We start from the raw sequence: 26,979 nt of genomic DNA, 5'->3' as shown, positions 1-26,979 counted from the left end.
TCCATGACACGGGGCATCCTAATCGCCGGGAATGAATCATCCCTTTTTTCCGCAGCTGCCGCAGAAGCAGTAAAGCGGGTGGAGCAGTACGCTGCTGCCCCCATTCCGAGTCCTTTTCCCCGCCCCGAAGCTGTTCAGCCTGCTGCTGAACAGGACAAGGGGAAGCTCCCCCTCCAGTGGAGCCCCGGCAGCCCCATCTCTGCCCGCACCCTCATGGTTGCTGCGGAAAACAGGCTGGGCCAAATAAACGATGCAATCCTTGTATGTTCCCCCCCGGCTATGTACCGCCCTGCAGAAGCCCTGGTTCCCGGCGAAATTGAAAATTTGGTAAATGATCAGATCAAGGGCTGGTTTTTCCTTGTCCGCGAACTGGCCCTCTATTTCCGTTCCAGGCAATCGGGCAGCCTTGCCCTGGTAGTGCCCGAGATACTCGCCGGCGGAGGAAAGGACGCGCCTGCGGATCTTTTTGGGCCTTCCGCCGCAGCATCTTTCCGCGCTATGGCACAGGGGCTGCTTGCCACTTCGTCCAATGAGCCTTTCCAGATTCTGGGGTTCAGTTCCGCAGAATCCGGAACCGAGGCGGATTTCGCCGCCTGGTTCTTCAAGGTTTTGGATGAAGGGAACAGGAAGAATTCGGGCCGCTGGCACAAATATTCAAAGATTGGCTTTTTCAGGTAAAGTACTTTACCCCTGCCTCGAATATGCGCTGTCTTTTATTTCCCGGTATATTTATGTGGACAAATTCCCCGCAGCGTTCCGAGTGCCCCATCTTGCCCAGTATCCTCCCGTCAGGGCTTGAAAGCCCTTCGATTGCAAAAGCAGATCCATTGGGATTATCCGGCTCCGTCATGGTGGGGTTTCCATAAGCGTCGGCATAGCAGAAGGGAACCTGGGCCTGAGCGAAGAGGGCTTCCGCTTCCTCAGGCCTGATTGCAACCCTGCCTTCGCCATGGCTTATGGGAATCACATGAATGCTGCCGGTATCCTCCAGGCTAAGCCAGGGGGAGGATGAAGGCATTACTTTTGTACGCACCATCCGTGACACGTGCCGCCCTATAGTATTGAATGTGAGAGTGGGCATGCTTTGATCAGCCGGCAAAATCTTCCCGTAAGGCACAAGCCCTGTTTTGATGAGAGCCTGGAAACCGTTGCAGATACCCAGCATAAGGCCTTCCCGCCTTTCGAGGAATTCAGCAAGCGCATCTGCGATCAGGGGAGAGCGAATCACATTTGCAATGAACTTTCCCGAACCGTCAGGTTCATCCCCCGCGCTGAAGCCCCCCGAAAAGGCGATGATCTGGGCTTTGCCAAAAGCCGCGCGCAGATCCCCGATGGATTCTTTGATGTCTTCCGGGCTGTGGTTCCTGAAGACTACCTGTTGCACCCTGGCGCCTGCCTCGCGGAAAGCCCGTTCCATATCCCATTCGCAATTAGTCCCCGGGAATACCGGCAGCACTGCCAGGGGCGATCCCAAGATTTTGGAAGGAGCGTGGAGGGAAGCGGAATGCGAAACCCGGCCTGCTTTGGGTTTGGGCAGTTCCAGGGCTGCTTTTTCATCAGAAGGTTCCGCTGCAGTGGCCCCGCCGGAAGTCTGGGGATATACCTGGGCCAGGGGATACTCGTAGGCACGGCGCAGTATCTCAAGGGGACATTCGGCTGCATTGGATTCGGGGTTTTCTTCATCAATGGAATCGTCCCCGGGCCGGCTTTCCTGGACAATGCGGAAAACAGGTTCGCTAATGGTGCGGGCTGCTATAACCCAGCGGCCTTCGTCCTTGCTGGCCGTCGCTTCGTCAACTTCAGCCAGCACAGAGCCCTGGTAATTTAGGCTGTTTACAAGCTTAAAAACAGGCGCATACGCTTCTACCCCGGTCATGTTGCCAAACGCCATCAGCGCCAGTGTCGCGGCTATCCCGCCTGCTGTTACAGGGTATGCCGCCCTGAGCACGCCTTTTGATGCCAATTCGGATAAAATATCCATATTAGCAGTAAAACTGTCAAATTCATCAATATTAGCAGTATTACAATTAGCAATATCGCAATTTAACAGTATTACTGCGTTTCCTGTATCACCGGTCAAAGTGCCGGAACGCACTTTTTCTGCTTCTGCGGTTCCCGCCGCAAAAGCAACTAGGGTCGGGGGAACTGCGAGGTTAATGCCCCGCGCATTATCCCTGTAATTCCCCGACATGCTGTCTTTGCCGCCTATTGCAGGGATCCCAAGCCGGATCTGGGCTTCAAATGCAGCCAGGAGGGCTGCGGCAGGCCTGCCCCAGGAAGCCGGGTCTGTGGGCCGCTCAAAATATTCCTGGAAACTGAGCCTGGCTTTTCTGAAATCCCCGCCAAGGCAGCAGAATTTTGCCAGGGCTTCTTTAATGGAGCCTTTTGCCCCGGTGTAAGGATCTGCGGACATGACCTCCGGATCATAGCCGAAGCTCATGAGGCTTGCGGTGCGGGATTGCTTCCCCAATGAGGGGAGAAGGGCAGCCATGCCGCATTCAGGCGTCCCCTGTTCGCTTCCGCCCCAGGGGAACAGGGCCGAGGATGCGCCGATAGAACCATCAAAACGTTCCTGCAAGCCCCTGCGGCTTCCGGATCTGAGGGTGGTCAATTCCCTTTCGAGTATATCCAGAAGCATCCCCGCAGGTATTATTTCTGCCGGCTTTTCGCCGCCTTTGCCTGTACCGCGTTTCAGCGCCGCCCTTGCGCTTCGGGGAGCGCCATTGGTGTTGAGGAAAGCGCGGGAAAGATCGACTATGGTCTTGCCTCTCCATTCCATGCGGAGCCTGGCTTCATCTTCTCTATCTTCCCCTGCTGTTACTTTTGCTACTATTACTGCCTCAAGATTTTCGGCCCTGGCCAGGGCTATGAATGTTTCGATATCGGCAGAGGCAACCACCACTGCCATACGTTCCTGGGATTCAGAGATAGCCAATTCCGTACCGTCAAGGCCGGCATATTTTTTCGGAACCCCATCAAGATTGATGTCCAGGCCCGCCGCCAATTCCCCTACCGCAACAGACACGCCCCCAGCGCCGAAATCGTTGCAGCGCTTGATAAGGCGGCTTACCTCGCTTTTGCGGAAAAGCCGCTGGAGCTTCCGCTCTTCAACCGCATTTCCCTTCTGAACCTCGGCCCCTGACAGCTCCACGGATTCGCCGGTATGCACTTTGGAAGAACCTGTAGCGCCCCCTATGCCGTCCCGCCCTGTCCTGCCGCCAACCAGTATTACCGCGTCCCCGGGCAGAGGCTCTTCCCTCCGTACCCAGGCCTCCGGGGCAGCCCCAATGACAGCCCCCAATTCCATGCGCTTTGCCAAAAAGCCGGGGTGATAGAATTCAGCCACCTGCCCTGTAGCAAGGCCGATCTGGTTTCCATAGGAGGAATAACCCGCGGCAGCTTCCCGCGCAATCTTGAGCTGGGGCAATTTGCCCGGCAGAGTATCAGCCAGAGCCGCCCTGGGATCGCCCCCTCCGGTTATCCTCATGGCCTGGTGGACAAAGGCCCTGCCCGAAAGCGGGTCCCGTATTGCCCCGCCGAGACAAGTTGCCGCCCCGCCTGAAGGCTCGATTTCAGTTGGATGATTGTGGGTCTCGTTCTTAAAGAGGAGAAGCCAGGGCTCGGAACTGCCGTCGGCAAATTCAGCCTTAACTTTTAGGGTACAGGCGTTGATCTCTTTGGATTCATCCACATCGGAAGCAAGCCCCCGCTTTTTTAAAACTTTGGCTCCAAGGGTCGCCATATCCATAAGGGACTTGCGCCGCGTTTTTGCCTTTTCGCCATACACTTCCCTGCGGGCTTCTTCATAAAGCTCGAGGGCTCTTTTTAAGTCCCCATCTTCAGCGTTAATTTCTTCAAGTATGGTATTGAACGTGGTATGCCTGCAGTGATCAGACCAGTAGGTATCCAGTACCCGGACCTCAGCCAGGGTAGGGTCCCGGCCCTCTTTGGCGAACCAATCCTGGCAGAAAAGCAGATCCTCCACGGACATGGCAAGGCCGAAATCCCTTGCCATGCCTTCGAGGGCCTTTTTATCGCTGTTGATAAAACCTGAGAGCACGGCAACATCTTTGGGGATGGTCTCTTCATCGTCCAGTGAATCAGGCAGCCCAGGCAAAGCCTCCCGTGAATCCACCGGGTTGATGAGGTACTTCTTCACCGCTTCAAGGGCAGCGTCCGAAAGAGGAGTGGAGAAGGACCCTCCCTCGGCGCTTTCGAAAATGTAGAAATCCGCGCACCGTATCCTGGGCTTGACCCCGGTTACCAGCTCCGCGCACTGTTCAGCCGAATCGGCGCGCTGATCGTACTGACCCGGCACGTATTCAATCCCCAGGAAACGATCGTTCTTGCCCGCAGGAAGAGCGGCCCCATAAAAGACCTTGTCGCACTGGGGTTCTGAAAAGACCGCAGCCGTAACTTCTTCAAACTGTTTATCGTCAAGATGGGAAGCATCGTAGCGCCTAAGCAGTCTCAAGCCTTTGAGCTTTGCCAACGCTGGGAACTGACCCCCCAAAAAGTCCGCCAGTTCCGTCTGCAAATGGCGTGCTTCGCCGTCAAAACCTTCTTTCTTTTCTATATATACACGCTTTACCATGCCCAATTATCCCCGTATGGAGGTAAGTTGACAATATGGGCGGTAAATGGTTATATGAACAAGATAAGGTCCAGTAGCTCAGGGGATAGAGCGGCCGCCTCCTAAGCGGCAGGTCGGCCGTTCGATTCGGCCCTGGATCAATGCTAATTCGTTGTAATATAACGAATTACGATTTTTCATATTGGGTACTTTTTATTATTTGGTGAATTTGTAACCAAATTGTACCCAAGCCTGCTTTTTTATGCTTTTAGCCTTGCACTGCTGACAACTATGAAGTTTGAGGTGAAAGCATGGCTAAAAATGAATCAGTCCAAGCGGACTACTATTTAGTGAAATCTTCCAATGGCGTGTACTATGTTAAATTCCGTGATGTTGTTACCCGCGAGATTCTATCAAGGATTTCTTCTGGATTAAAAAACAAAACCTTGGCTATTCACTGGGCGTATCAAGAAGGGTAAAGCAAGGAGAGAAAACCGACATTCTCTTTAAGGATTATGCAGCGCCCTTTTTTAACGAAATCGGATGCCCCAATGTACTGCCGAACAGGTCTTGGATAAAAAGCTGTGGGAATTGGAGAAAACTCTTGTGTACTGATAATTTATCAGGATTGGTCTGAATCACTATATATCAGATAATAGTTTTACAATTGTTTGATGATGGCATATAAATAACAAAGAGGTATAAAACATGGAATTCGTTTCAGTCAGGGAACTAACCTCGGCGTCAAAAGAAACCTGGGAAAGGCTCAAGCAAGACGGTGAAATTACGATAACCAATAATGGCAAACCTACGGCTATTCTGGTTAATGTAAGCGATACGAGTTTTGAAGAAACCTTGAACAGCATCCGACAGGCAAAGTCTATGCGGCTGCTGAATAGTATCTGGCAGGAAGCTGTTGAACGTGGGCCTTTAACCGATAAAGAGATTGAAGCAGAAATCCAGGCTGCCAGGACAGAGATTCGGGAGGCTGAAAATCCCCATGACTGATGAAACGGATCGGAAATTCTATGATGTAGCTAGATACTGCGGAGCTTTCCTCATTACCGGAAATACCCGGTATTTTCCCCAGGAACCACAGATACTTAATCCCGCAGAATTCCTGGAAAGCTATGGTGTTAGTTTAGCGTAGTCTTATGGCAGATACCTGCGCTACACCAAAAAATTATTCCTTTTCTCGTAGGCTTCCGACCAGTCCGCTTGCCTTGCTGAACATAGCGGCAGTTCCTGCTACTGATGCCTCATAGCAAAAAGACATATCGGCCTTAATGCCCAAATTGGCACTTTCTTTGGCGACGTCGATATTGGCCCCCATAAAGATAAATTCCCAGCCATGCTTTTTGGTCTGTTTTTCGATTTTGTCCTTGATGTCCTGGTACGTGTATTCCCGGCTGGCATTTTCAAGGCCATCGGTGGTTATGACAAAGATGACCTTGTCCGGCCTGTCTGCCTCGCTTGATTTGATCCGCTTCTTCACGTCCTTGATGGTTTTGCCTACAGCATCAAGGAGGGCGGTATTCCCCCTGGTAAAGTATTCCTTACTTGAGAGGCTGGCAGTTTCGGCCCTGATGCCGTTATGCAGTATCTCGCAGCGGTCGTCAAATAGAACGGTGGTCACTTTGGCCGGCCCCAACTCGGCTTGCTTTTTTACAAAGCCGTTGAAGCCCCCGATGGTGTCATTTTCAAGACCTGCCATGGAACCGCTCCTGTCCAGCAGGAAAATTATCTCGGTAAGATTGTTGTTCATTTTTCGCTCCTTGGATATTATCTATAGTGAATATACGGCAAAGGAGGAGGGCGGTGGTCGCCCTGGAAACGACATGATGAAAAAAGACGAAGACGGCAAAAGCCTTCTACTTGAAGCATTAGACCGCTATATAGCAAAAAACCAGATCATTCCCGATTTCCTGGCATCTCAGGGAATTATCGGTTCTGTCTCGGCTATTAGTTTTGAGAAGGTAGAATCCTATAGGCTGCGCTCTGAAAATGTAGTCCGTGAAGAACCGGCCTATGAAGAACAAGAGGCATCTATGTTGCCTCGGAAGGCTTCAAAAAAGCGCCTTCTGAAGGAGAAACCTGATAGCGATATTTCATCCTATATTGAGATCCAGAAAAACAAGGAGACTTTCTCCGTTATGCTGGATCGCCTGCGGAAAGAACGTGGCCTTGAGTCGCCTGAACTCTACAAGGCTGCTGACATTGACCGCAAGCTCTATTCCCGGATCATGGGTGAGAGAGCTTACAAGCCTTCTAAAAACACGGTTATTTCTTTTGGCCTTGCCCTAAAGCTTTCAGATAGTGAGATGGACGCCCTGCTTGAAAGCGCTGGTTATACATTAAGCCGCAGTGTTATCTTCGACCTGATTATCAGCTTTTGCATGGAAAACATGATCTATTCAATCCCCGAGGTGAATGCCCTTCTATTGGCCAGAAAAGAACCACTGTTAAGGCAGGCTGCAAGGTAAAGATGATGTTGAAGCGGCATTGGGTGTCCAGAGAGGCCACGGTAAATCCCCTGCGGATACTTATAAAGTATTACAATAGGCTAATTATAAAAATTGCCTAATCCCTGAAGTCTTCTGCTCGATTTTTTTGCAATATTGCTTGTTGAATTGGCCCAATCTTAATCTATTCTTGTCATTTCAATAGCGCCGTGCGGGCAGAGTTGGGCACAAAGGCCGCAGCCTTCACAACTTTCGTGAATCGCGATTGTTTTTAATCCGCCGTAATTAATACACGGACAGAAGGCTTGACCATTGGCGTGTCCATGATTATATGAACAATGAAAGCAGTCTTCAGGATGTTTTTTCAGCATGCATTTTTCAATATTCCATTGGGCATGGTACTTAGCGGACTTTGGAAGCGGATTGTACAGATTCTGTCCTGTTGTTTTTATGCTCTCTTCATCTGTGATGCCAGCCTTTTTTAGTAAAGCAGAGGTTTCATCAGTCAGTGTTTTAATACGCTTAAAACCATGCAGAAGAATTTCAGTCGCTATCTGTACTGTTTTAGCCCCAAGAAAAAGAAGATCGGCAATGTCTTCGGCTGTTTTGACGCCTCCTCCGGCGCATACCTCAAACCCCTCTCTGCAGAGTACCTGGGTATAATTCCGGGTGATGGGCAGCATGAAGCTGCCGAAGACTGACAGGCCGGATCCCAAGAGTGTTTTATTAACGGCTGGCTGCCCTTCGGGGGAAAAACTTAACGGAGCCGGGGATTTGATGGAGTCAAGGAGGGATACGTATTTGATCCCCGCTTTCTTCAAAAGGAAAGCAGCGTACTCGGCAGGAAGGCCTATATTCAGCTTCGGCATCACAGGAACTTTGGTATGACTGAGGATCTCCTTCAGAAGGCTAATAAATTTTTCCTCGAAGTCGGAAACAGCCAATAAATTTTCTATATAAAAAAGGTCAAGCTGTATGGCATCGGCGCCCGCATTTTCTACAGCCCTGCAATCGGCAAGCCATTTCTCGATATCCATTTCCAATTCGGTAACACTGGCAATGAACGGTACGAATCCAAATGATGGAATTCTTGAGATCTGTGTCAATAATTCAAGCTCTTCATTCAGGGACATGATTTCGCGGTTGAATGTAGATTTTGCCCAGAAACCCTGTTTATTGATAAGACAATGCCTTCCGCCTTCTGTTTCATTCTGATTAAGGCGTGTTGATGATGCTGTTTTTAGAACGACAGCTCCGGCATCGTTTGAACAAGATAATAGTATTCCTATAAGGCTTTCCGTTGCCGGGCAGGAAGCCGCAATGATCTGGCCCTTCAATTCGTAACCCAGAAAATTTGTTTTCATAAATTCCTCCTTATGCCTTCTTTATTTTTTCGTGGAAGAAATATATTTTGTATTTTTTTCCTTTCATGAATTTTTTAATAACTTTTGCTTCGTTTTCCCAGAATGTTTGAAAAATTTCCTTTGAACTATAGATTTTTTCAAAGTCATTGTATTTTTCAGGGTATTCTTCTTTGATAATATCAAGGACGCGTTTTTTGTATCCTCCCCGTAAATTGAGATTTTCAAAACAAATCTCATCGGCATATTTCCCTGCTTCCGAAGCTACGGCCTTCCAGTCGGAGAAAAAGGGGAAAATAGGCGAAATGAAAGCATACACCGTGATCCCCGCTTCGCTAAGGATGCGCATAGTTTCAATTCTTTCCTGAGGAGACGGGGCATGACTTTCAATGACACGCGCAAACTTGGCGTCTGTAGCAGAAAGGGAGATGCCAACCCTGATATTGGGAATCCGGGTGAGCAGGTCCAAATCCCGTCTTACCAGAGCAGATTTCGTGAGAATCTCGGCTCTTGCTTTTACCCCGCTTTCCGCAAAGACTTTGAGTAACTCCCTGGTCTTTTGGTATTTTTTTTCCAGCGGGTTGTAGGGATCTGTGACTGATCCAAAAAGAATGCTTTTCCCCTCAAATTTTTCCAGTCGGGGCATGGGATAGCCATCCTTGATATCCATAAAGTCTCCCCACTTTTCATTTCCATGGCCGGTGAAACGGGACATAAACTCGGCATAGCAGTAAATGCAGCCATGGTTGCACCCTATGTAGGGATTAATGACATAATCAGCATCGGGGAGTTTGGATTTGGTAATGATGCTTCCGGCTTTAATCTGGTTGATGTTCATAGTTACTCCTTACTAATTGAGATGACTTTTTTTGCCATGCACGCTATGGCTGTCAGGGCGAAGGCTGCGGCAAAAAGCAGACTTATTTGGAGATCGCCCTGAATGATGAAAAGCAAAAGACAGGCAGCAACCCCCAAAACATGGCCGATATTTTCTGAAAAACCCTGGACATCCTCACGGTACAGTCCCCATTTCTTTGCAAGGTTTCCAATGCAGAATTCGGTGGTTCCGCCAATTCCGGTCATAAGGTAAAGTAGTAGCTTTACCGGGAGTGGCGGTACAAAATAGATACCCGTAAGAATAATAACCAGCAGGGAATGGCCGAAGAAAAAAGCTTTGCGGGGATCCTTAACCTTTCTGTAGAGAAGAGGGCTTAAAACGTAAACTGTCCAGCTTGCCAGGAATGCAAGAACAGCGGAGGCTCTTCCGCCCAGTTCAAAGGCGATGATAAAGGCGGCATAACAATAGACAAAATAGTGCATCTGGTGAAAAATCATGACGGCGTTAAGGCCGTCAAGCCGGGGCAGGATGACGCGGCTCTTTATGGCAGGGATACGGCGCAGTGCAGCAATACTAAAGATAACAGCGAGGACTGCCGCCACAGGGGCCAATAGGGGAGTACAGAAAAAACCCAGAGCGAAACCTGCGACCCGCGCGCCGCGCTTAAACATTTTTGAAGCGCCGCTTTTCATTACACTTCTGGCAGATTGTATACACACAGAGATAAAGGCGGAGCCCAGGAGCCTCGCTGCCAAAACAGCAGCATGGGGCAGCGATAGCATAGCCACTGTAAAACAGAACGTTCCCAAAAGTCCTGAGGCAATAATTATGGGCCTGGATAGTTGCACCGGACAGGGAGCAAGATTTCCAATCTGATAGCAGAGGACGCAGGCAAGGGCCTGTACTATAGCTGAAGATACTATTCCTCCGGTAAAACCCGATACAAGGGTCATCATAAGAGGTCCTGTTTCAAAAAAACCGGAGAGGAAACTTAAGGCATAAAAAGGGATCATTAAACTACCTCCTGCTTTCATGTGTTTAATCTGCGGCATCATCGCCTATGGCGCATCCACCGCAGTAGTCCAGCCAATAGCGGGCTTTAGGGCTGGAAAGTATCTTCCCGAGGTTCTCTTTCAGCAGGTTTCCCAAGTAGAATTTATCGTCAAGGAACCTGCCTGCCATGTCAAGGCCCCAGAAGCATGCAGTAACCCTGCCGTCGGGCAAAATGCCAATGGACCGTTTTACACAGCGGCACTCGCTGGCTTTTTCCGAACCGGGCATCTGGTAATGAATATCGAGCTTGGGTTTACGGGCAGAAGTATTCCCGGCATCTAAAGCCCTGATCCGTGTGACCATTTCCTTGGCGTCTTCATCGGAGAGTTCAAGCTCCGGGTACGCTACACCCCGACCGGAAGGGAAGAATTTGAGGATACTCCAGTTATCAATGCCGGCATCGCAGATCCATGCGTAGAGTTCTTCCAGAAGTCCCTCGGCTTTATGTTCATTGGTGGTTACGGTTTGGAGACCTGTTTTGACTCCTGCGGCAAGCAGGGCTTTGGCGGCTCTTGCGGCAGTTTGGTGGTAGGCAGCCGGGCGCCAGGGGAAATTCCGGTCGGGATGAGCATCCATGGTCATTTCCACATCGGAAACTTTAGGCGCCAACCAGGATGCAAGTTTTTCATCAATAAATGCACCTGAACAGGAAATGCCGAGATTCCTCCGGCCCAGATTTGCCCAGAGCCGCTCTATCACGAGGAGATGGTCCTTTCTGTTGAGCATAACTTCTCCGCCGGAGAGATCGACCCTGCACCCATTGGCGCCAAGCTGATTGGCTATCAGAAATTTTTCTTCCAGGGTCATCTCGGGCATGCAATTTTTGGGGCCGGAGTCCATACAGCAGAATGTACAGGTCCAGGGGCATTTGCCGGTGACGTTCCAGATAACCGAAAGTTTATTTTCTGACATAGTGTTCTCCTTTTCTAAAGTCCGTATCATCATGCTCAATAGAAAAATACCCTATTCTTAGGGACATTACAGAGTACAGAAATAATTATTTTTGTTCCTAAATCGCTTGATATTCGCTGAATATTAATATATTATGTTCCTAGTATAGGTACTTTGATATGATTGGAGGCAAAAAAATGGCGTTTGAAGACCAAGGCAGCATGGATTTTAAACAGCATATCAATCTAAGCATAAGAGCCTGGAACATCGTTGAAAATGACATAGCCGATTTTTATGGAACCAGGGAAGGCCATCTTTCCAATTTCCTAAATAGGGTATTCAGTAATTTTCATGAGGATGCTTTGTCATCTATTACCCTAACACTGGAAAAAAAAGAGGAAAATACCTGGGTATTCTTAACGAAATCCCCAAACTTAAATCGCAAGATGCTTTAAGAAACGATATTTTAAGAAAATTTCAGGAGCATGATGAGAAACGCTTAAAACGGATCACCCATTCTCATCCCAAAGGAGAAGGACGTAAATTCCGGCTAAACACGAAAAATATGGAGTACCTGACTGGCGCCTCCTCGGACTGTGGAGAGGACTACTATTATAATCAAAAAATCGGCCGCTATCTTAAAGCGGTATTTGAGGAATACATCGAACTGCCTTATTATAAACGGGAGCGTATATTTTTCTTTAATGAAATCCGCGAAGCAAAAGAAGCTATACAATCGGGGAAACGTCTTAAAATCACTCCGGGGAATTCCGATAAATCGGTAACATATTATCTGAAACCTTATCGTGTTATGACAGATCCTCAGTCTACGTATTATTATTTAACAGGGTACAGTTCCAAGGCCGATAGTACTGACGAATATATTCCCGCTTCATTCCGCATTTCCCGCATTAAAGAAATAAAAATTATGCGTGGAAAAAGCGGGAAAATTACCAGAGATCAAAAACTGGAACTTGAAAACCTTCTCCTCAAGAAAGGGGCGCCTTTTCTCCTGGGTGACGTAAAGAGCATCAAAGTGATGCTCACAGAACTTGGAAAGAAATATTACAGGCAACAATTGCATCTCAGGCCGCTATACGATGAAATCATCGATGGTAACATATATGTCTTTAATTGTTCCAGGGAACAAATCAAAAATTATTTTATTAAATTTGGCAAGGAAGCGCTGGTAATTGAGCCTCCGGATCTTAAAAAGTATTTCCGGGACTTTTTCCTGGATTCATGCAATGCTTACTCATAGAACCTGTTAAGTTTTTCAGTTTGACAGCTATATATAGGCATATCCGAAAGGATAAAATCCAGGTTGAGGAGTTGTTTGGCATGAAAATGAATGATGACATATTATCACAGAAAAACAAGATTCTCAACATATATGAAGATATTAATTCTTTGAAACGGGATATGAATAAATTTAACTATACAGATGTCGAGTTAAACAGCAATCCGAATTTTCTCGATGCCTCATATAGAGACAGGAAAGATGATAAAGTACTTCTTGATATGTTGTCAGATATGGGTATTGAGTACTTTGATGAAACGTGGCAAAAGCAAGATTGGATAGCCGTGTTTATTGCCGGAACTGTCGGCATAATTCTTGATACAATAATTACACAAACTTCAATTTTGCGACCATTGGATAGAAGAATAGCAGGCTTAATGAAATCAAAAAAAATTACAAGTTTTAAGGATTTTTTTGATAACATCTCAGATTCCTTTAGGGACGGTGCAAGCGCTCCCATCGATTTCCAGGATTTTCCCATGATTGGATTAAAGTCGATTCATGAGCAATATTCATTTGGGCATGATCCGCTCCGCTTTATCGAAGGTATAATACAAATCATTTCAGGAAATTACCGGGGAATTGATAAATTTGGAAATATAATAACCGCTCAATTTGGAAAAGGTATTCCAAACGTTATGCAAGCTATCGTTTCTTATTTAGCGCACATGGTTTCTGATTTTTGTAATGCAAATTCATTACCCTACCCGGGAACAACTTTTTTAATGCAGTTTGGAAGCCAGCAAACAAGAGACGCAATAGCAGCTGCTTATCGGAGTCAATTATATAATTCCAGAACTTTTGTTTATCAAAACCTTCCTGGCTTTATTACAAATCTCATTATACATGCCTGGTCTGTGTATGATTATTATACACAGACCAAAAAAATAAATTTTATTATCGGAAATAATCTAAAATATCAACCTATGCTTTTGGCGGCCAATGCGATGGTAATGACATCCAATTTAACAATTACATCTATAAGGCTGATAATGCATGATCCCCATGCTTTGTTTAGGGTAAATTTTCCTGTTATGCTTAATACAGTAAAGCATTCCATAAAATTAGTAATTAATCAACATAAACGTATAAAGAGCAACGGAAAAGAAATAGATATTTTATATGATAAAACAACCCAAAATAAATTGCCTGATAAAACGATAGAAGAGTATATTTCGTCCTTTGAAGAGGAATATCAATTATATAGTAACAAGGAGAAAATTTTATGCCGTTTTTAGCTTGGCTTGTCATCGCTTTAGGTATTTCTACTACTTCTTCGATGGTTGTCAATATCCTTCAATGGATTGACAATAAGAATTTACGGAAGCAGATTGAACAGCTGCTTAAAATTATCAAGAATCTTGAAAATGAAGTGTCTGAGTTAAAAAAGCAAATGCATGCTTTAAAAATATGGCATTTTAGGCATAGATATGAATTGAGAAAGGCAATATCCCTAAAAAACAGGTCGATTAAAGAAAATATGGAAAAAGTTGAGCAGCTTAAAAAAAACCAGATTACCTTAGCTTCAGTATAAAAGGAGAAAATCTATGAAAACCGTAATTGTTACAATGCCCATGAAAGGTGCTGTTTATTCACTCCAATATCCTGTCAAAGGAAACAGCGCTATCGAGTATGATGGAAAAGTTATGTTTCCAATAAATGGTATTTTGGCAAAGACCCTGCAGCCAAAAGAAAAAGTGAAAATTATATTTATTGTTACCCTGGGCGGCGAAAACATGGGGAACGAATATGTAAAAAAGTTTAAGGATGAATTATTACACGTTACTTCAGGTATAAATCCTGATATATCTGAAGATATCATTGAGCTGCCCTTTGAGCCGGAAAAAAAAGTCTTTGAATTTCTTTTAAACCAGCTGATTGAAAAAATAGGCAAAGATACAGAGGTGATAGCAGATATTACCTATGGCAGCAAACCCTTTCCCTTCATTCTTCTATGCGCTTTAAATTTTGCAGATACTTTTAATAATGTGTCAGTGTTGTATATTCTGTATGGAAAAATTGATTTTCCACCAAAACCTTACAATCCCATGATTTATGATATAACATCGATTTATTATTTACAGAAGCTAATTGGAGCTATGGAAAACCGTGACGCTGAGACAGCGTTAAAAATGCTTAACGATGTTTTTACATTATAAAATGGGGGTTTTAAAACTTGACTAAAAGCAAAGAGCAGCTCGAAAATGATATTAACAACTCAAAATATTTTTCAGTATCCGGTGAAAATATGGAAGCTGCCAAACAAAGCCTTGCAACAAAGCTTGTTTTGGATATAATTGACTATGTTAAATATTATTGGTATGCTGGCGTTTCAAGGTCAAAAAAATCATATTATGAAAATGAACCTGAGATATATATGGTCATTATGGATTGTTTGCGCACTTTTAATGCAAATAAGGGTTTTCCATTTATGCATTATTTGAAGAGATCCATAAAACGTGTTTTGGTAAGGAATTTTAAAGAAAGAAAAGAGGATAAAAATACTTTGCTGTTTTTAGGAAATGAAGATGAAAATATTTTCCCGTCTCTAAGGGATGAAAGTGAAATATATGAAGATAAAGAGATTTCTCAACGAAAACAAGAAATTCTTGAAATTATTGAGTTAGAATATCAAAATTTAAATAAAAATGCACAAACTAAATATCGTAAAATGATATTGACAGAAGAATTTTTTGATTTTTTATTAAGTGTTGAAAATTTAAATACTGATTATTCGTTTATTGATTACGATATGTTAAATAAATATTCTAACAATAAGGACCTTATTTCCAAGACTGATATAGCTGCTATGCATAATAAGTTAATACAACGTGTAAGTGCAGATGTTCGCATATTTAAGGAAAGGCTAAGACCGCAATTAAGAGATCTTATAAAGAAGTATAATATAGATTTTGACTGTGAATAATATTTTACAATCCGCTTGTTGAGAAATGGGGCAAAATGTTATTTCTTGAATTCGGAAACATCCTTTGGTACTTTCGGTTCATTTCCTGTACCAGGGTCAAATATCAAAATCGGTCTTTCCCTAAATATAAATTTGGATTTGAGTGTATCTTTCTTTGGTGACTTCCCAATATTTTCAAAAATTGACCTAGAGAATCCAAAACTATTACCTATACCAAAAAATGAACTTTTCATATCTCTCTCCTTTATTTTGTCTTCCCTCTACATCTTTGTATAGTGCAAAAAATAAGAAACTTAACACTTAACAAATAACTTTTCTGTAAATTTTTTTGGCTTTTTAGCACAGTAATCTTTTTCCAACTGTAACAGAAAGGAAATTAGTCTTAATCCCTTTAATCAGGTCATTTGTTCAGACAAATGAAGATGGCAATGTTCGGAACAGTACCGGAAGCGTCTTAATCCCTTTAATCAGGTCATTTGTTCAGACTCTATAACTGCACTAACTTAATGAACTGCACTGGCACGTCTTAATCCCTTTAATCAGGTCATTTGTTCAGATACGTTACCCTTCATAATTCCTTGTGCTGTAAGCAATTATAACTTTCGCAAACCTACCCCATTTTTGGGGGTTTTTAAGCAAATCCGAGGTTTGCGATTTCTATTACACACTAATACCAAACATAATTTTGAGTAGATTGCCTCCCTTTGTCAAGGTCTGGGCCGTTTTAGAGTATTTCATAGCTTGAAACAGGCGGCAGCGTTCTATTGCCGATTATGCACGCTTTTTCCAGGCAGTCTGCGCAAAGCGGATAGATTAATAGACTGTCTTCTTTTTCGTTTATGTACCGTCGGAGCGCAAGTTTTATATCCTCCGCCACCGAGGGAGAAACATCGCACTGAAAGATTGACCTTTGAATACGAAAACCGAATTGTTCAAGTTTTTTTGCAACAAGGTTCCGGCGGTGGCAGTCGGATATGTCATAGGCAAAAAGGTAGGTCATTTGTACAGATACCCACGGTATTCACTTTCTTCCCCCATAAGTACCCTTTTAAAATGCTTAACCTGCTCAATAATAATTTCGTCCAGGGACAATTCGGTGTTAAGCGGCTGATAGTGCAGCTTTGTTTCCATTTTCTTTTCGAAGGCAGAAATAGCCTTGCTTAATCCTTCCTTGTTTAGATAAATTGCCGCTGTATCCCCGCTAATATCTGCCGGTTCAAAATCGCCGGGTAACAGGGCGCCAAGGTTGCATAATGCGCAGCACAGCGTATCAGCAATTGGGGTTCTGAATTCTTCCATCAGATCAAAGACCAGGGCATTTTTCCCGTATTCTGCCGCATGCAGGAAGCCTGCCATTGGGTCAAGCCCGGTGATTTCTATGGCTGTTTCAACACGATACATAAGCAGGGTATACAGGAAGCTCAGCACCGAATTGATATTAGTCAAGGGCGGATTCTTACTCCTCCTGGGGAACTGCGCCCACTCGGGAATAAGATTATGCCTGAATACCGAAAAATAATTCCTGGCGGCAATACCTTCATGGCCCCGAAGTTCGCCATGGTTTTCCGCACATTCTGCCCCCTCAAGGGCTGCCTTTAATGCCTGAATCGCCTGGCTAAATTCATCATCATAACCGTTTTTGCGTTTTATGCGCTGAACAAAGCTTATTTCGTTTTTTATCTTTGCCAGTACGATGGATTTTGCAATGGGCAGCGCCAGGGCGTCATTGTCAGAAATGGCATACTGTTTTTTTCTTAAAAATATATTCTTGGCATTGGCAAAATTTAGCTTTCCATTATACTTCCCATTGGGACTGACAAACAGGGTATTAATCTGATGCTGCATAAGAAGCCTCATCGCCTCGCCGGTAATGGTTACCATGCCTGTTATGATCAGGCTCTCCATAGTATGGGGAAATATTTTCTTTGTATCGCCATTGGCATCAGTAAACTCGAATATTTCATTCGCTTTATGAAGCCTTCCATGATCTGAAATGACATATACCACAGGCATAAATACCCCCGCTTAAAAACATTCTAACGGTACGAACGTTTTTAATGCATCTTTATAAGATCGTCGGGTAAAAAAGTGTCATTTATAAGCATAATCCCTTTAATCAGGTCATTTGTTCAGACACTCGTACATTCAAACCTGAAGAGCTGGATGTAGAAGTCGTCTTAATCCCTTTAATCAGGTCATTTGTTCAGACCATCCGCAGATTGGCTGCGAGGGCCGAAAAAGATGCCGCTAGTCTTAATCCCTTTAATCAGGTCATTTGTTCAGACTGGTGTATGGGCAGGTATCGATTGGCGGAAGATGCTGTCTTAATCCCTTTAATCAGGTCATTTGTTCAGACTTCTGCACGAAAAGATGATCGCTTGGGTTGTATCGAGGTCTTAATCCCTTTAATCAGGTCATTTGTTCAGACACTGTCGGAGCCGCCCGAAACTCTGCCACCCGTTGAGTCTTAATCCCTTTAATCAGGTCATTTGTTCAGACAAAACTCAATGTTCACCCAAAATATCAGAGGAATCTGTCTTAATCCCTTTAATCAGGTCATTTGTTCAGACACTAGAGGGAAATTAAAGTTGATAGGTGGAGTTAAAGTGTCTTAATCCCTTTAATCAGGTCATTTGTTCAGACAATGTTACAGATGATGATGTTCTCGAAAGGTGGCGAGTCTTAATCCCTTTAATCAGGTCATTTGTTCAGACGTTAGGAATAAGGTGCGGATACATGTGTGGGACCATCAGTCTTAATCCCTTTAATCAGGTCATTTGTTCAGACGAGAACTATCCTGAAGCTAAAGAACAGATTGATAACATGGTCTTAATCCCTTTAATCAGGTCATTTGTTCAGACTCATTTATAAGAAAACCCATTGTAAACTCTGATATCGAGTCTTAATCCCTTTAATCAGGTCATTTGTTCAGACTCGATCCATATCCGATCGATGATCAAACAAAAACTGGTCTTAATCCCTTTAATCAGGTCATTTGTTCAGACAATTAGGAAAAAAGGTTGAACTTTTAACAAGTTCCGAGTCTTAATCCCTTTAATCAGGTCATTTGTTCAGACGTAGCTGAATCTGAAGAGGCCGAGACCGCGTAGTAGTGTCTTAATCCCTTTAATCAGGTCATTTGTTCAGACCTGCTGAACCCGTTGTCGAAGAGGCCGAATCCAAAAGCGTCTTAATCCCTTTAATCAGGTCATTTGTTCAGACTGGTATCCGCAGGTAGCTGGCACCTGGGCAGGATAACGTCTTAATCCCTTTAATCAGGTCATTTGTTCAGACCATAACGTAGATACCCATACCTCCGTCTTTCTGTTGGGTCTTAATCCCTTTAATCAGGTCATTTGTTCAGACTTGAGCGGTCCGAGGTTGCAAATACTGGAACCCTCCGTGTCTTAATCCCTTTAATCAGGTCATTTGTTCAGACATTGCCATTCATAATTCCTTATCCCATATAGACTTATAAGCCCTGTTTCGCATACCTCCCTCAAAAAACCAGGATTTTCCTCTTTGCCCAATGCCGCTCCGCTCGTTTTTTCCATAATTCCTTATCCTGTAAGCAATTATAACTTTCGCAAACCTACCCCTTTTTTAGGGGTTTTTAAGCAAATCCGAGGTTTGCGATTTCTGTTGAATACCAGTACCAAGTATAATTTTTGGGCAGATTGCCTCCCTTTGTCAAGGGGGATACTATCCGCAGGGGGTGGGTAAGGTTATAGTTGATATGATGCGATTGCTTTATAAAAAAGTTGCCTTCAAACTGGAGTTTAACGGCAAGGCGAGGTTTCTGGCGCCCCCGGCTTTTGTGGTGAGGAGCGTCATGGGGCTGCACCTCAGGCGGATTTGCTGCATTGCCCATGGATCGGTTTGCGGGAGCTGCATGTTCAGTTCGGCCTGTGCGTATGGGTTTGCCTTCGAGTCCATTGCGCCCCGCAGCAACGAGGTATTGGCGGGCAGGGACAGGTTCCCCCATCCTGTGATCATTGAAACCGAACACTTTCTACCCGGCGAGTATGACGCACTCAACCTCAATCTTGTATGTATGGGGCAGGCCGTAAAGTATCTGCCGTATTTTTATTATGCCCTCAAGAAGGCGGGCGAGCTTGGTGTACTGAGGGAACGCGTTTCTTTCCTGATAAAAGATGTGGTTTACGGGGGTGCTTCCATTCTTCTTGACAGGGAGTCTCTGGATACGGGCGCCGAGCCCGATCTCTGGGAAGCCGATCTGTCAAGCGATGATAAACCGGAACAGCGGGAACTTCTGGTACGCGCCGATTCGCCTTTAAGGCTCAAGATCGATGGGCGTTACGTAAAAAGCTTGGAAGCCGGGGACTTTGCAGCTTCCCTTTTCCGCAGGGCTTTGGCCCTTTGTTCCCAATATGGAAGCGCCGGAATAAATTCTGGGGGCTATCAGTTCTCCGGCAAATGGCATATAATTAATGACAATCTTGTATGGCGGGATTTTGAGCACTACTCGGCCCGCCAGCGTGTTTCCATGCAGCTCGGGGGTCTCATGGGCGATATGGTTCTTTCAGGCGAATTCACTTCCTTCGAGCGGGCCCTCCTCCGGTTTGCCGGCATCTTTCATACGGGGAAGAACGCCAACTTCGGGTTGGGCAGGATTAGCGTATGGGAAAAAGGGATATAGATGAATATTTCACGGTACTACGGTACTGAAAAAGTTGAGTACGAATTCGAATTCTTGACTCCTGCCTTCCTCGGCGGCCACGATGGCAATGCCGAACTGAGAACCCCTCCCTTTAAAAACCTTATCCGCCGCTGGTGGCGTGTGGCCGGCAACGAAAATTTATCACCCGAAAATTTATGGAAGGAAGAGGCGAAACTGTTCGGCTCTGCAAGCGGCGAGGGGAACAGCGCAAGCAGAATACGCATACGGATTGTAAATTCTCAGTGTACCGATAGTAATGAAGCGATAAATCTTGGAAGGGTATATCATCCTGAAGTTGGCCAGGGCGGATTGGATATAGATGCGGCTTTGTATTTGGGTTATGGGCCGGTAAGTTATGAAAAAGAGGCTCATAAGGATCAAAATGGTTCCAAACGCTCTTCTACGATAAAATACAAAAAATACATTATACCGGGTTCCAGAGTTCAGCTTGAAATTCTAATGCCCAAAGATAAAGTAGATTCCATCAAATATATTATGACCCTGATTCATAATTTCGGCGCCATTGGGTCCCGATCCAGAAACGGCTGGGGGTCTTTATCGGTGCGGCAGCTGCAGGGAGGCAATAAACAGATACTGCCTGGCGTCGGCAGGATTAAAGAATGCGCTGTGGATTGGGAAAAAGGTTTTAGCTCCAATGAAAAACGCAGCTATCCCCATTACATCGGGAAGGATGATACTTCTCTGTTGGCATGGGAAGTTGAGAGAGGCAATGATTATGAGGAATTGCTGGGACAGCTTGCAAAGCTTTATCTTGAATTAAGGACAAGTTTTAAATTCCCCACTGATGATAAAACCACTGCCGAACGGTATGTCCTGGGCTATCCGGTAACACATCATGAACTAAGTGAGAGGAAAAATAAAAGTATCGAAAGGGTTCCATCCCAGTTGTTGTTGAAAATTGCCAGGGTTTCGGATAAAAATTTAAGCGCCCGTATTATTCACATTCCCTATAAACAGGAATTGCTGACAGGTACGAAAATAAACGATAAGGAAGTATGGGAAAAAGTTCATGCGTATCTTGATGGGCAAAATGGCCTTAGCCGCATGGGGGCTCAGCAATGAAGCCGGAAAATTATTGGCATAAAAAAGTAACACTCTGGCAGGACGCCATTGTCCGTGGATTAATTGATGGCTTGGCAAAAGACGGTGCTTTTATTAAATCTCCTGCGATAATTCATCCTTTGGTGGGGGAAAAACTTCCTCTCGATCTCCCTGTTTTTGATGTGGGCAAATTACAGGCAGAGCTAAAGGGCATTATGGATAAAGATCTTGGACTGTTGAGCGAAAAGAATGGCCTTGCCCCGGGAACCGAAGCATGGGCAGACGCCGCTTTCCAGTATTTCTTTTTTGCTTTTCCAAAAAGGCTTCGCCTGAACAATGCGGGCGGCTTTGGGGCTCTGTGGGATATACTCCCTGGAGATCCAAAGGACCCTGATAATTCCCTGTGGCAGCAATTAAGCTTTAAGTCGGCTTTTGAATCGGCTGGTTCCATGGATGCGTCAGGCAAGGCTGCGTTGGTGGCCTTTTCCATAACGCCGGTGCAGGATTTTATCGGCCATGCCCGCAAGCTCCGCGATTTTTGGGCCGGATCGATCTTGCTTTCGTATCTTGCCTTTGCCGGGCTCTCCCATGTGATGCGGGAATTAGGGCCTGATCATATTCTCTATCCTTCGCTGCACAATCAATCCATGATAAATGATCTGCTTGAAGATAAATACAAATTAAAATCGTTTCTAATTGAAACAGATGCCCAGTTGGCGGCATTGGACAATGGATCTGTTTCCATCGCCGCATTCCCAAATAAATTTGTTTTTGTTGCGCCAAAAGAATCGGCTTCGTTAATTTGCAGGGAAATTGAAAAGACCATCAATGATGAATGGATACGCCAGGCGGAAATTGTCAAAAAGTACATTGCCGACAGGACCGGATCCGGCGCTAAATTTGATGCTCTCTGGTCAAATCAGATAGACAGTTACTGGAAGTTTTCATGGGCCAAGATCAAATTCCTTGCCCCGGAAGACAAGGATAAGGCGGCAAAACTGCTTCCCCCTGATAAATGGGAAAAAGAATTTGTTGCCGGCAATGTTATGCTCTACGGTGCATCCCACTCCCTGGTTCAGGGGGTGCTTGCCGCCGGAAAAATGAAACCCCTAAAACTTAAAAATATTCAGGAAGGCGAAAAATGCCCCCTCTGTGGCGAGCATGAGGCGCTTCATTCTATGGATGATGCCGGGAATACAAAGGCACAGGTCTACAGTGCCGGGATTAAGGAATTCTGGAAAACTCTCGGGGATAGAACAAACCCCGAAAAGGATAACTATACTCAAGTCGGCAAGAACGAAAGGCTCTGCGCTATTTGTGCGGTAAAGCGTTTTTTGCCCATCGCGATACAGAAAACCGGGAACAGAATTTTATATAACGCCCTTTTCGACAGTAAATTTCCCTCGACCACCGAAATGGCGGCAAAAGATTTCCTTAATGAATTAAAGGGGATTGATAAAAACCTTGACGAAAAGAAAATAACTGACGCAATGTATAATAACGAAATCGAGCCTGAAGGGTACGATTTTCAGCATGAAGCGAGTTATTATAATATCTCCTATACAAATAAGGATAAATATTATGCCCTCCTTTTAATGGATGGCGATAAAATGGGCGATCTTATCAATGGTTCAACCATTAAAACCGAAAAGACCATGAGTCCTGCTCTGCATGCAGCAATTTCCGACTCCCTGAACAATTTTGCCCGCTATGGTGTTAATTCATCTGTTGTCCGGGGCAGGGGCCGCCTTATTTATGCCGGCGGCGATGATGTGTGCGCCATAATGCCGGTGTCTACAGCTATTGAAACAGCCGATGAGATCCGCAAAGCCTATACCCTGTCTTTTGCAGCTTACAACAATGAAGGAGCTTATCCTGTTGAGCGCGGTTCACCGGGGCTTTCAAAAATTTCCCTCCATTTGGGAAGCGGCGCAGAAGGTATTTCCATTTCAGGCGCCATAGTGATTGCCCATTATAAGGAGCCTCTCCGCGAAGTAATACGCAGCGCCCACGAAGTGTTGGAAGGCATTGCCAAACACGAAGCAGGCAGGAATGCGTTGGCTATAAGGCTTTCTAAACGTTCAGGCGGGGATAGGAATGTCTGGTTCAAATGGGACGAAAATGAATCAAGCCATATATTCGGCGGGAGCCGCCTCAGTTCTTTTAAGACACTTATTCAAGGCGTTGCCGGGGATAGGCTTTCAACATCCCTGCTTTACCGCTTGGCTGAAAAGGCAATGGAAACATCCCTTGAGCCGCTGGTTAAGTCCGATACCGAAGACAATAGGGCAAAGATCGCAAAACTTTTCCGGTACGAACTGGGACATTCCGACCAGGCAAATAAAAGCCTTACGAAAGAAGAATTGGAAAATTATACCAATGCCCTGGCAGGGGTAAGCATTATAAAAAAACCTGGTAGTCCGAAATTAATAATCAATCAGGAAGCGGTAATTATTGCGGCTTTTTTAGCATCCGGAAGGGAAGGATAAGATATGGACGTTTGTTATACCTTTAAGCCCCTGGATACTCTTTTCTTTCGGGGAAATACTCCCATGGAAGCCGGCCAAATTCAGTCACTGCCCCTTTTCCCCCCTCCGGTGTCTGTGATAAGCGGGGCTGTACGTACTGCAATCCTCAATGAACGCCATATCTCTTTTGAGGATTATAAAAATGGGAAAGCAGGAGAAATCGAAGCGACAATCGGCAAATATGGTTCCGATAGTACGCCCTTTACCATCGATGGCATTCTTGTTAAAAAGGGAGATGCTATTTATGCCCCCGCGCCCGCACTCTGGTATATTGATACCAAAGAAAAACTAATTCGCCCTTCTGATTATATCGGGAAAAAGGTTGTCCCTGCCAAATTATTGCAGGAAGATTTTTCCAGTCTTGATATTGAAAGTTCCGAAGGGGAGCTTTATTTTGTTGTCCCAAAAGAAGACGCCCAACCCATGAAGGATTTATGGGTCTCCCTTGATTTTATTGTTTCTGATAATAATATCATTGGAAAAGATGATATTATATTGCGCAGCGATATTTTCTCAACCGAAATGCGCATTGGCATTGGTATAGATGAAAAAAGAAGCGTGATTCAGGGCGCACTATATTCGGCTCAGCATATACGCCTTAAAGATGATATTGAGTTATTGGTTCTTTTTGATCGTGATTGCGGGTTAAAGGATAAGGGTGCCCTTACCCTTGGGGGAGAAAGGAGGATCTGTTCCTATAAAAAAATAGATTTTCCATTGGAATTGGGGAAGGCTCAGGCAAATAGCAGCAGCTTGTATGTTTCCCTTGCGCCCATTGAAGCGACGCAGGAAACTGTCGGAAAAATAGCGGCTTCGCAAAAATTGTTTTCAATTGCAGGCTGGGATTTAGCAAAAGGTTTTCATAAATCCACTAAAAATTGGATACCCGCAGGAGCAGTGTTTCAGAAAAAAGTGAATTCTGTCTGCATCCCTTTGGGAAATAAATAAGAGGAGTGAGCAATGGATAATGACTATTCGATTATGCGTATGTATGCGGTAAGCCCCTGCCACGCTGGAAGCGGTTCTTCCCTTGGGACTGTCGATTCGCCTATACAGCGGGAACGCCATACCAATTGGCCTGTTATACAATCGTCAGGAATGAAAGGATCCCTGCGGGCTAATTTTGATCGGTATAAAAACAATATCCCCAATAATAACGAATTAAAATATTTTGAAGATATTACCAAAAACATTTTCGGGACCGACAGGGTGGAAAATGCCGCAAATGGTTATGCCGGCGCTATTTCAGTCTCTGATGCGAAAATTCTGGCCTTCCCCATGAGGTCGAGCGCCGCTCCTTTTGTCTGGATTACCTGCCCCGCCGTATTAAAAAGGCTTAGCAGGGATTTGGCAATTACTGGAATAAAAGTGCAAACCCCTGACGAGTTAAATAAAGATACATCATGGATCAACGATAGCAATGCCCTGTGTGTTTCAGGAGGGCTTAAAGGCAGCATTCTTCTTGAAGATTATGAAGTTAAAGTTGATGAATCCAAAACGGCTGATAGCCTAAAAGATTTGTTGAAATACTTTGAAGGTGCTGGAAAGCTTTTGGTTGTAGCCGATGGTATTTTTGATTATGGGGTAAGCGACTGTACGCAGATCGCCGCACAGATTGCTATAGATCAAAAAACCGGAGCAACCACTACAGGTTCACTGCGTTATCAGGAAGAACTGCCTGCGGATAGCCTTATGTATTGCATTATCCACTGGGGCGAAACAAAAAACATTGGCGAAAAGATTAAAGCCGAGACTATACGTCAGCATATTAAGGATGAAGTCATCAAAGATCATATACAGGTGGGCGGCGATGAAACAATGGGCCGCGGTATTTTTGAATTAAAGTGGATGTAGGAGTTTTTATGCAGACCAAACAACAGAAAAGGGCTGAATTTGCCCTGGAACAAATTGCAAATTTTGGAACTCCTGTTCCTTCTAAAAGCGTTAGCTTTATTGTGAGTACTCCTACTATGCTCCTTATGAATGGCCTTGGTCAGACCTTGGCCTTTTTGCTTTCAAGGGGGATAGATGGAAATGAGGGCAAGGTTTTTAATATTATTAAAGAATGGCTCATTAAGGAACAGTTTGTCCCGGAAGCACACAATTTAGAATTCTTAAAGAAATTTAATAGCCTGGATCAGGCTGAGTATCTAAAAGCCCAGCATGAAACGCTTAAGCTTCTTGAATGGCTGAAGCGCTATGCAAGAGCGTTCCAGGCAATAGAGGGGAAGAATTGATATGCTGCCCCTTCCCTTGTCAATGAAGGATCTGCTAAACAGAAAAACGGCAAATTTTTCGCTGGCCTTTCCACGCCTGGTGGAGTGGCGCGAAACTGATGCATCAGTCAAACCTAATACCGATACCGTTAAGAGCCTTTTGGAGATAGCCAATAATTGCCTGGATAGTTCAGAAGATTTATTAAAAGCTATTCATAACAGGCAGGAATCCATTATTAATGATATGGTTAGGGGAACTAGTCTTGAACCCGTTGCTATTTATGCTAAATTGAGTTCTCCCTTTATCAGCGGCCTTGGTTCAGGGCATCCCAATGAAACCGGTATGATACTGGACAGAAATACCGGGTGCCCATTCTTGCCAGCCAGTTCTATAAAAGGGGTTTTGCGGATAGCCCATGCGCTTAATTTGGCCGAAAAAGATCCCTCTCTTGTTAACAATGGCGAAATTGATGATAAAATGCTGAAAAAATATTTTGGTACCCAGGAAACAAGGGGCCAGCTTGTGATCCTTGATGCCTACCCCCTTAAACCGCCCGTATTAAAAATCGATATAATGAACCCCCATTATTCGGGTTATTATATGAACCAAAACGCCAAAGGCCCTGTTGAGACTGAATTCCCCATTCCTATTAAATTTCTCACCGTTGGGGAAGGCTGTGATTTTGTTTTTCGTGCCTTTTTCCTGCCATTGGCTTCAGGCGACTCTGATGCTGTTTTTACCGAAGATGATACCAGCGCTGTTCATGCCATGTTTGCAACAGCCTTTTCTTTGCTTGGTTTTGGCGGCAAAACGTCAATCGGTTATGGCAGGTTTATCAAAACCGAAACACCGCAAAAAGCCAAACCAAAGGCAGAAAAAGGCGGTCTTGTTATAGGCAATACGTATGAGGCAAAGCTGGATATGTTAAAAAAAAATTGGAGAATAAATTTGTTGGAGTTTCCTAAAATATTTGCCTCAGCCCGTGGGGTGCCTTTGGGAAAGGCACCAAAAACAATGGTAAAAGTTACTTATATAAGGGATGGAAATCCAAAAGAATTTGAATATATTGAAGATAGTAAGTCTTAAA

27 protein-coding genes, 1 tRNA gene and 1 CRISPR repeat array are annotated in these 26,979 nt (G+C 44.8%); of the genes, 19 read left to right on the top strand and 9 right to left on the bottom strand.

Annotated elements, in window-relative coordinates; genetic code table 11:
• The first annotated feature begins 3 nt into the window (after positions 1–3).
• Positions 4–678: a hypothetical protein gene (locus TREAZ_RS15015; RefSeq protein WP_015712745.1), complete on the top strand. Its 675-nt coding sequence runs from the start codon at positions 4–6 to the stop codon at positions 676–678.
• Here TREAZ_RS15015 and TREAZ_RS15010 read toward each other — a convergent pair.
• A complete protein-coding gene (locus TREAZ_RS15010) occupies positions 671–4,594 on the bottom strand; it encodes a phosphoribosylformylglycinamidine synthase (RefSeq protein ID WP_015712744.1) in 3,924 nt (1,307 codons plus the stop codon). The genes TREAZ_RS15015 and TREAZ_RS15010 overlap by 8 nt on opposite strands.
• A gap of 67 nt (positions 4,595–4,661) precedes the next feature.
• Here TREAZ_RS15010 and TREAZ_RS15005 point away from each other — a divergent pair.
• The 4 genes from TREAZ_RS15005 to TREAZ_RS18280 all read left to right on the top strand — a co-directional run bounded on the left by TREAZ_RS15005 (position 4,662) and on the right by TREAZ_RS18280 (position 5,723).
• Positions 4,662–4,734: transfer RNA gene (locus TREAZ_RS15005), tRNA-Arg, on the top strand.
• 150 nt (positions 4,735–4,884) lie between these two features.
• Positions 4,885–5,052, top strand: a complete 168-nt coding sequence (locus TREAZ_RS18285) for a hypothetical protein (RefSeq protein ID WP_169312642.1) — start codon at positions 4,885–4,887, stop codon at positions 5,050–5,052.
• A gap of 229 nt (positions 5,053–5,281) precedes the next feature.
• Positions 5,282–5,581, top strand: a complete 300-nt coding sequence (locus tag TREAZ_RS15000; RefSeq protein WP_015712742.1) for a type II toxin-antitoxin system Phd/YefM family antitoxin — start codon at positions 5,282–5,284, stop codon at positions 5,579–5,581.
• The gene (locus tag TREAZ_RS18280; RefSeq protein ID WP_015712741.1) at positions 5,574–5,723 is read left to right on the top strand and encodes a hypothetical protein; all 150 of its coding nucleotides are present in this window, start codon (positions 5,574–5,576) and stop codon (positions 5,721–5,723) included. Before TREAZ_RS15000 ends, TREAZ_RS18280 begins: the two co-directional genes overlap by 8 nt.
• A gap of 33 nt (positions 5,724–5,756) precedes the next feature.
• On the opposite strand, the gene TREAZ_RS14995 is transcribed toward TREAZ_RS18280, so the two are convergent.
• Complete coding sequence (locus tag TREAZ_RS14995; RefSeq protein ID WP_015712740.1) at positions 5,757–6,338, bottom strand: vWA domain-containing protein; 582 nt, start codon at positions 6,336–6,338, stop codon at positions 5,757–5,759.
• Between the two features lie 73 nt (positions 6,339–6,411).
• Between TREAZ_RS14995 and TREAZ_RS14990 the strand changes: the two genes are divergently transcribed.
• A complete protein-coding gene (locus tag TREAZ_RS14990) occupies positions 6,412–7,056 on the top strand; it encodes a helix-turn-helix domain-containing protein (RefSeq protein ID WP_015712739.1) in 645 nt (214 codons plus the stop codon).
• A gap of 158 nt (positions 7,057–7,214) precedes the next feature.
• On the opposite strand, the gene TREAZ_RS14985 is transcribed toward TREAZ_RS14990, so the two are convergent.
• Genes TREAZ_RS14985 through TREAZ_RS14970 form a run of 4 tightly spaced genes read right to left on the bottom strand, consistent with a single transcriptional unit; the run spans position 7,215 to position 11,199 of the window.
• Positions 7,215–8,372 (bottom strand): 4Fe-4S binding protein, encoded by a 1,158-nt coding sequence (locus TREAZ_RS14985; RefSeq protein WP_215904880.1) that lies wholly within the window; start codon positions 8,370–8,372, stop codon positions 7,215–7,217.
• 37 nt (positions 8,373–8,409) lie between these two features.
• Positions 8,410–9,234, bottom strand: coding sequence for a radical SAM protein (locus TREAZ_RS14980; RefSeq protein ID WP_015712737.1), 825 nt, complete (start codon positions 9,232–9,234; stop codon positions 8,410–8,412).
• 2 nt (positions 9,235–9,236) lie between these two features.
• Positions 9,237–10,247: a hypothetical protein gene (locus TREAZ_RS14975; protein WP_015712736.1), complete on the bottom strand. Its 1,011-nt coding sequence runs from the start codon at positions 10,245–10,247 to the stop codon at positions 9,237–9,239.
• A gap of 25 nt (positions 10,248–10,272) precedes the next feature.
• Positions 10,273–11,199 carry a radical SAM protein gene (locus tag TREAZ_RS14970; protein WP_015712735.1) on the bottom strand — a complete coding sequence of 309 codons (927 nt, stop codon included), beginning with the start codon at positions 11,197–11,199 and terminating at the stop codon, positions 10,273–10,275.
• 176 nt (positions 11,200–11,375) lie between these two features.
• Here TREAZ_RS14970 and TREAZ_RS14965 point away from each other — a divergent pair, with 176 nt between their 5' ends.
• From TREAZ_RS14965 to TREAZ_RS14940, 6 genes are all read left to right on the top strand, one after another.
• Positions 11,376–11,633: a hypothetical protein gene (locus TREAZ_RS14965; protein ID WP_043923138.1), complete on the top strand. Its 258-nt coding sequence runs from the start codon at positions 11,376–11,378 to the stop codon at positions 11,631–11,633.
• Positions 11,634–11,743: 110 nt separating this feature from the next.
• A complete protein-coding gene (locus TREAZ_RS14960) occupies positions 11,744–12,439 on the top strand; it encodes a WYL domain-containing protein (RefSeq protein ID WP_043923137.1) in 696 nt (231 codons plus the stop codon).
• 80 nt (positions 12,440–12,519) lie between these two features.
• Entirely contained in the window at positions 12,520–13,716 is a 1,197-nt protein-coding gene (locus TREAZ_RS14955) for a hypothetical protein (protein ID WP_015712733.1), read from the top strand.
• Positions 13,704–14,012, top strand: coding sequence for a hypothetical protein (locus TREAZ_RS14950; protein WP_015712732.1), 309 nt, complete (start codon positions 13,704–13,706; stop codon positions 14,010–14,012). Before TREAZ_RS14955 ends, TREAZ_RS14950 begins: the two co-directional genes overlap by 13 nt.
• A gap of 13 nt (positions 14,013–14,025) precedes the next feature.
• Entirely contained in the window at positions 14,026–14,637 is a 612-nt protein-coding gene (locus TREAZ_RS14945) for a TM1812 family CRISPR-associated protein (RefSeq protein ID WP_015712731.1), read from the top strand.
• Positions 14,638–14,654: 17 nt separating this feature from the next.
• Positions 14,655–15,404, top strand: a complete 750-nt coding sequence (locus TREAZ_RS14940) for a hypothetical protein (protein WP_043923135.1) — start codon at positions 14,655–14,657, stop codon at positions 15,402–15,404.
• A 38-nt stretch (positions 15,405–15,442) separates the two neighbouring features.
• On the opposite strand, the gene TREAZ_RS14935 is transcribed toward TREAZ_RS14940, so the two are convergent.
• The 3 genes from TREAZ_RS14935 to cas1 all read right to left on the bottom strand — a co-directional run bounded on the left by TREAZ_RS14935 (position 15,443) and on the right by cas1 (position 17,417).
• A complete protein-coding gene (locus tag TREAZ_RS14935) occupies positions 15,443–15,637 on the bottom strand; it encodes a hypothetical protein (protein ID WP_015712730.1) in 195 nt (64 codons plus the stop codon).
• Between the two features lie 491 nt (positions 15,638–16,128).
• The gene (gene cas2, locus TREAZ_RS14930) at positions 16,129–16,404 is read right to left on the bottom strand and encodes a CRISPR-associated endonuclease Cas2 (protein WP_015712729.1); all 276 of its coding nucleotides are present in this window, start codon (positions 16,402–16,404) and stop codon (positions 16,129–16,131) included.
• On the bottom strand, positions 16,401–17,417 hold the full coding sequence (gene cas1, locus TREAZ_RS14925; RefSeq protein WP_015712728.1) for a CRISPR-associated endonuclease Cas1: 1,017 nt from the start codon (positions 17,415–17,417) through the stop codon (positions 16,401–16,403). The genes cas2 and cas1 overlap by 4 nt, the downstream gene beginning before the upstream one ends.
• Positions 17,418–17,504: 87 nt before the next feature.
• Positions 17,505–18,843: a CRISPR direct-repeat array (repeat unit 35 nt; unit sequence GTCTTAATCCCTTTAATCAGGTCATTTGTTCAGAC).
• A gap of 297 nt (positions 18,844–19,140) precedes the next feature.
• Here cas1 and cas6 point away from each other — a divergent pair.
• Genes cas6 through cmr6 form a run of 7 tightly spaced genes read left to right on the top strand, consistent with a single transcriptional unit; the run spans position 19,141 to position 26,978 of the window.
• Complete coding sequence (cas6, locus tag TREAZ_RS14920; RefSeq protein ID WP_015712726.1) at positions 19,141–20,064, top strand: CRISPR system precrRNA processing endoribonuclease RAMP protein Cas6; 924 nt, start codon at positions 19,141–19,143, stop codon at positions 20,062–20,064.
• Entirely contained in the window at positions 20,065–21,168 is a 1,104-nt protein-coding gene (locus TREAZ_RS14915; RefSeq protein WP_015712725.1) for an RAMP superfamily CRISPR-associated protein, read from the top strand.
• The gene (gene cas10, locus TREAZ_RS14910) at positions 21,165–23,636 is read left to right on the top strand and encodes a type III-B CRISPR-associated protein Cas10/Cmr2 (protein WP_015712724.1); all 2,472 of its coding nucleotides are present in this window, start codon (positions 21,165–21,167) and stop codon (positions 23,634–23,636) included. Before TREAZ_RS14915 ends, cas10 begins: the two co-directional genes overlap by 4 nt.
• A 3-nt stretch (positions 23,637–23,639) precedes the next feature.
• A complete protein-coding gene (locus TREAZ_RS14905) occupies positions 23,640–24,623 on the top strand; it encodes a type III-B CRISPR module-associated Cmr3 family protein (protein ID WP_015712723.1) in 984 nt (327 codons plus the stop codon).
• A 12-nt stretch (positions 24,624–24,635) separates the two neighbouring features.
• Complete coding sequence (gene cmr4 / locus TREAZ_RS14900) at positions 24,636–25,529, top strand: type III-B CRISPR module RAMP protein Cmr4 (protein WP_015712722.1); 894 nt, start codon at positions 24,636–24,638, stop codon at positions 25,527–25,529.
• Entirely contained in the window at positions 25,520–25,912 is a 393-nt protein-coding gene (cmr5, locus tag TREAZ_RS14895; protein ID WP_201764775.1) for a type III-B CRISPR module-associated protein Cmr5, read from the top strand. The genes cmr4 and cmr5 overlap by 10 nt, the downstream gene beginning before the upstream one ends.
• Before the next feature lies 1 nt (position 25,913).
• A complete protein-coding gene (gene cmr6, locus TREAZ_RS14890) occupies positions 25,914–26,978 on the top strand; it encodes a type III-B CRISPR module RAMP protein Cmr6 (protein ID WP_015712720.1) in 1,065 nt (354 codons plus the stop codon).
• Position 26,979: the final 1 nt, after the last annotated feature.

This window comes from Leadbettera azotonutricia ZAS-9, assembly GCF_000214355.1.
Lineage (GTDB): Bacteria > Spirochaetota > Spirochaetia > Treponematales > Breznakiellaceae > Leadbettera > Leadbettera azotonutricia.
Note: the sequence above shows the minus strand (reverse complement) of the source record. Positions and strands in the feature narration are given on the sequence as shown.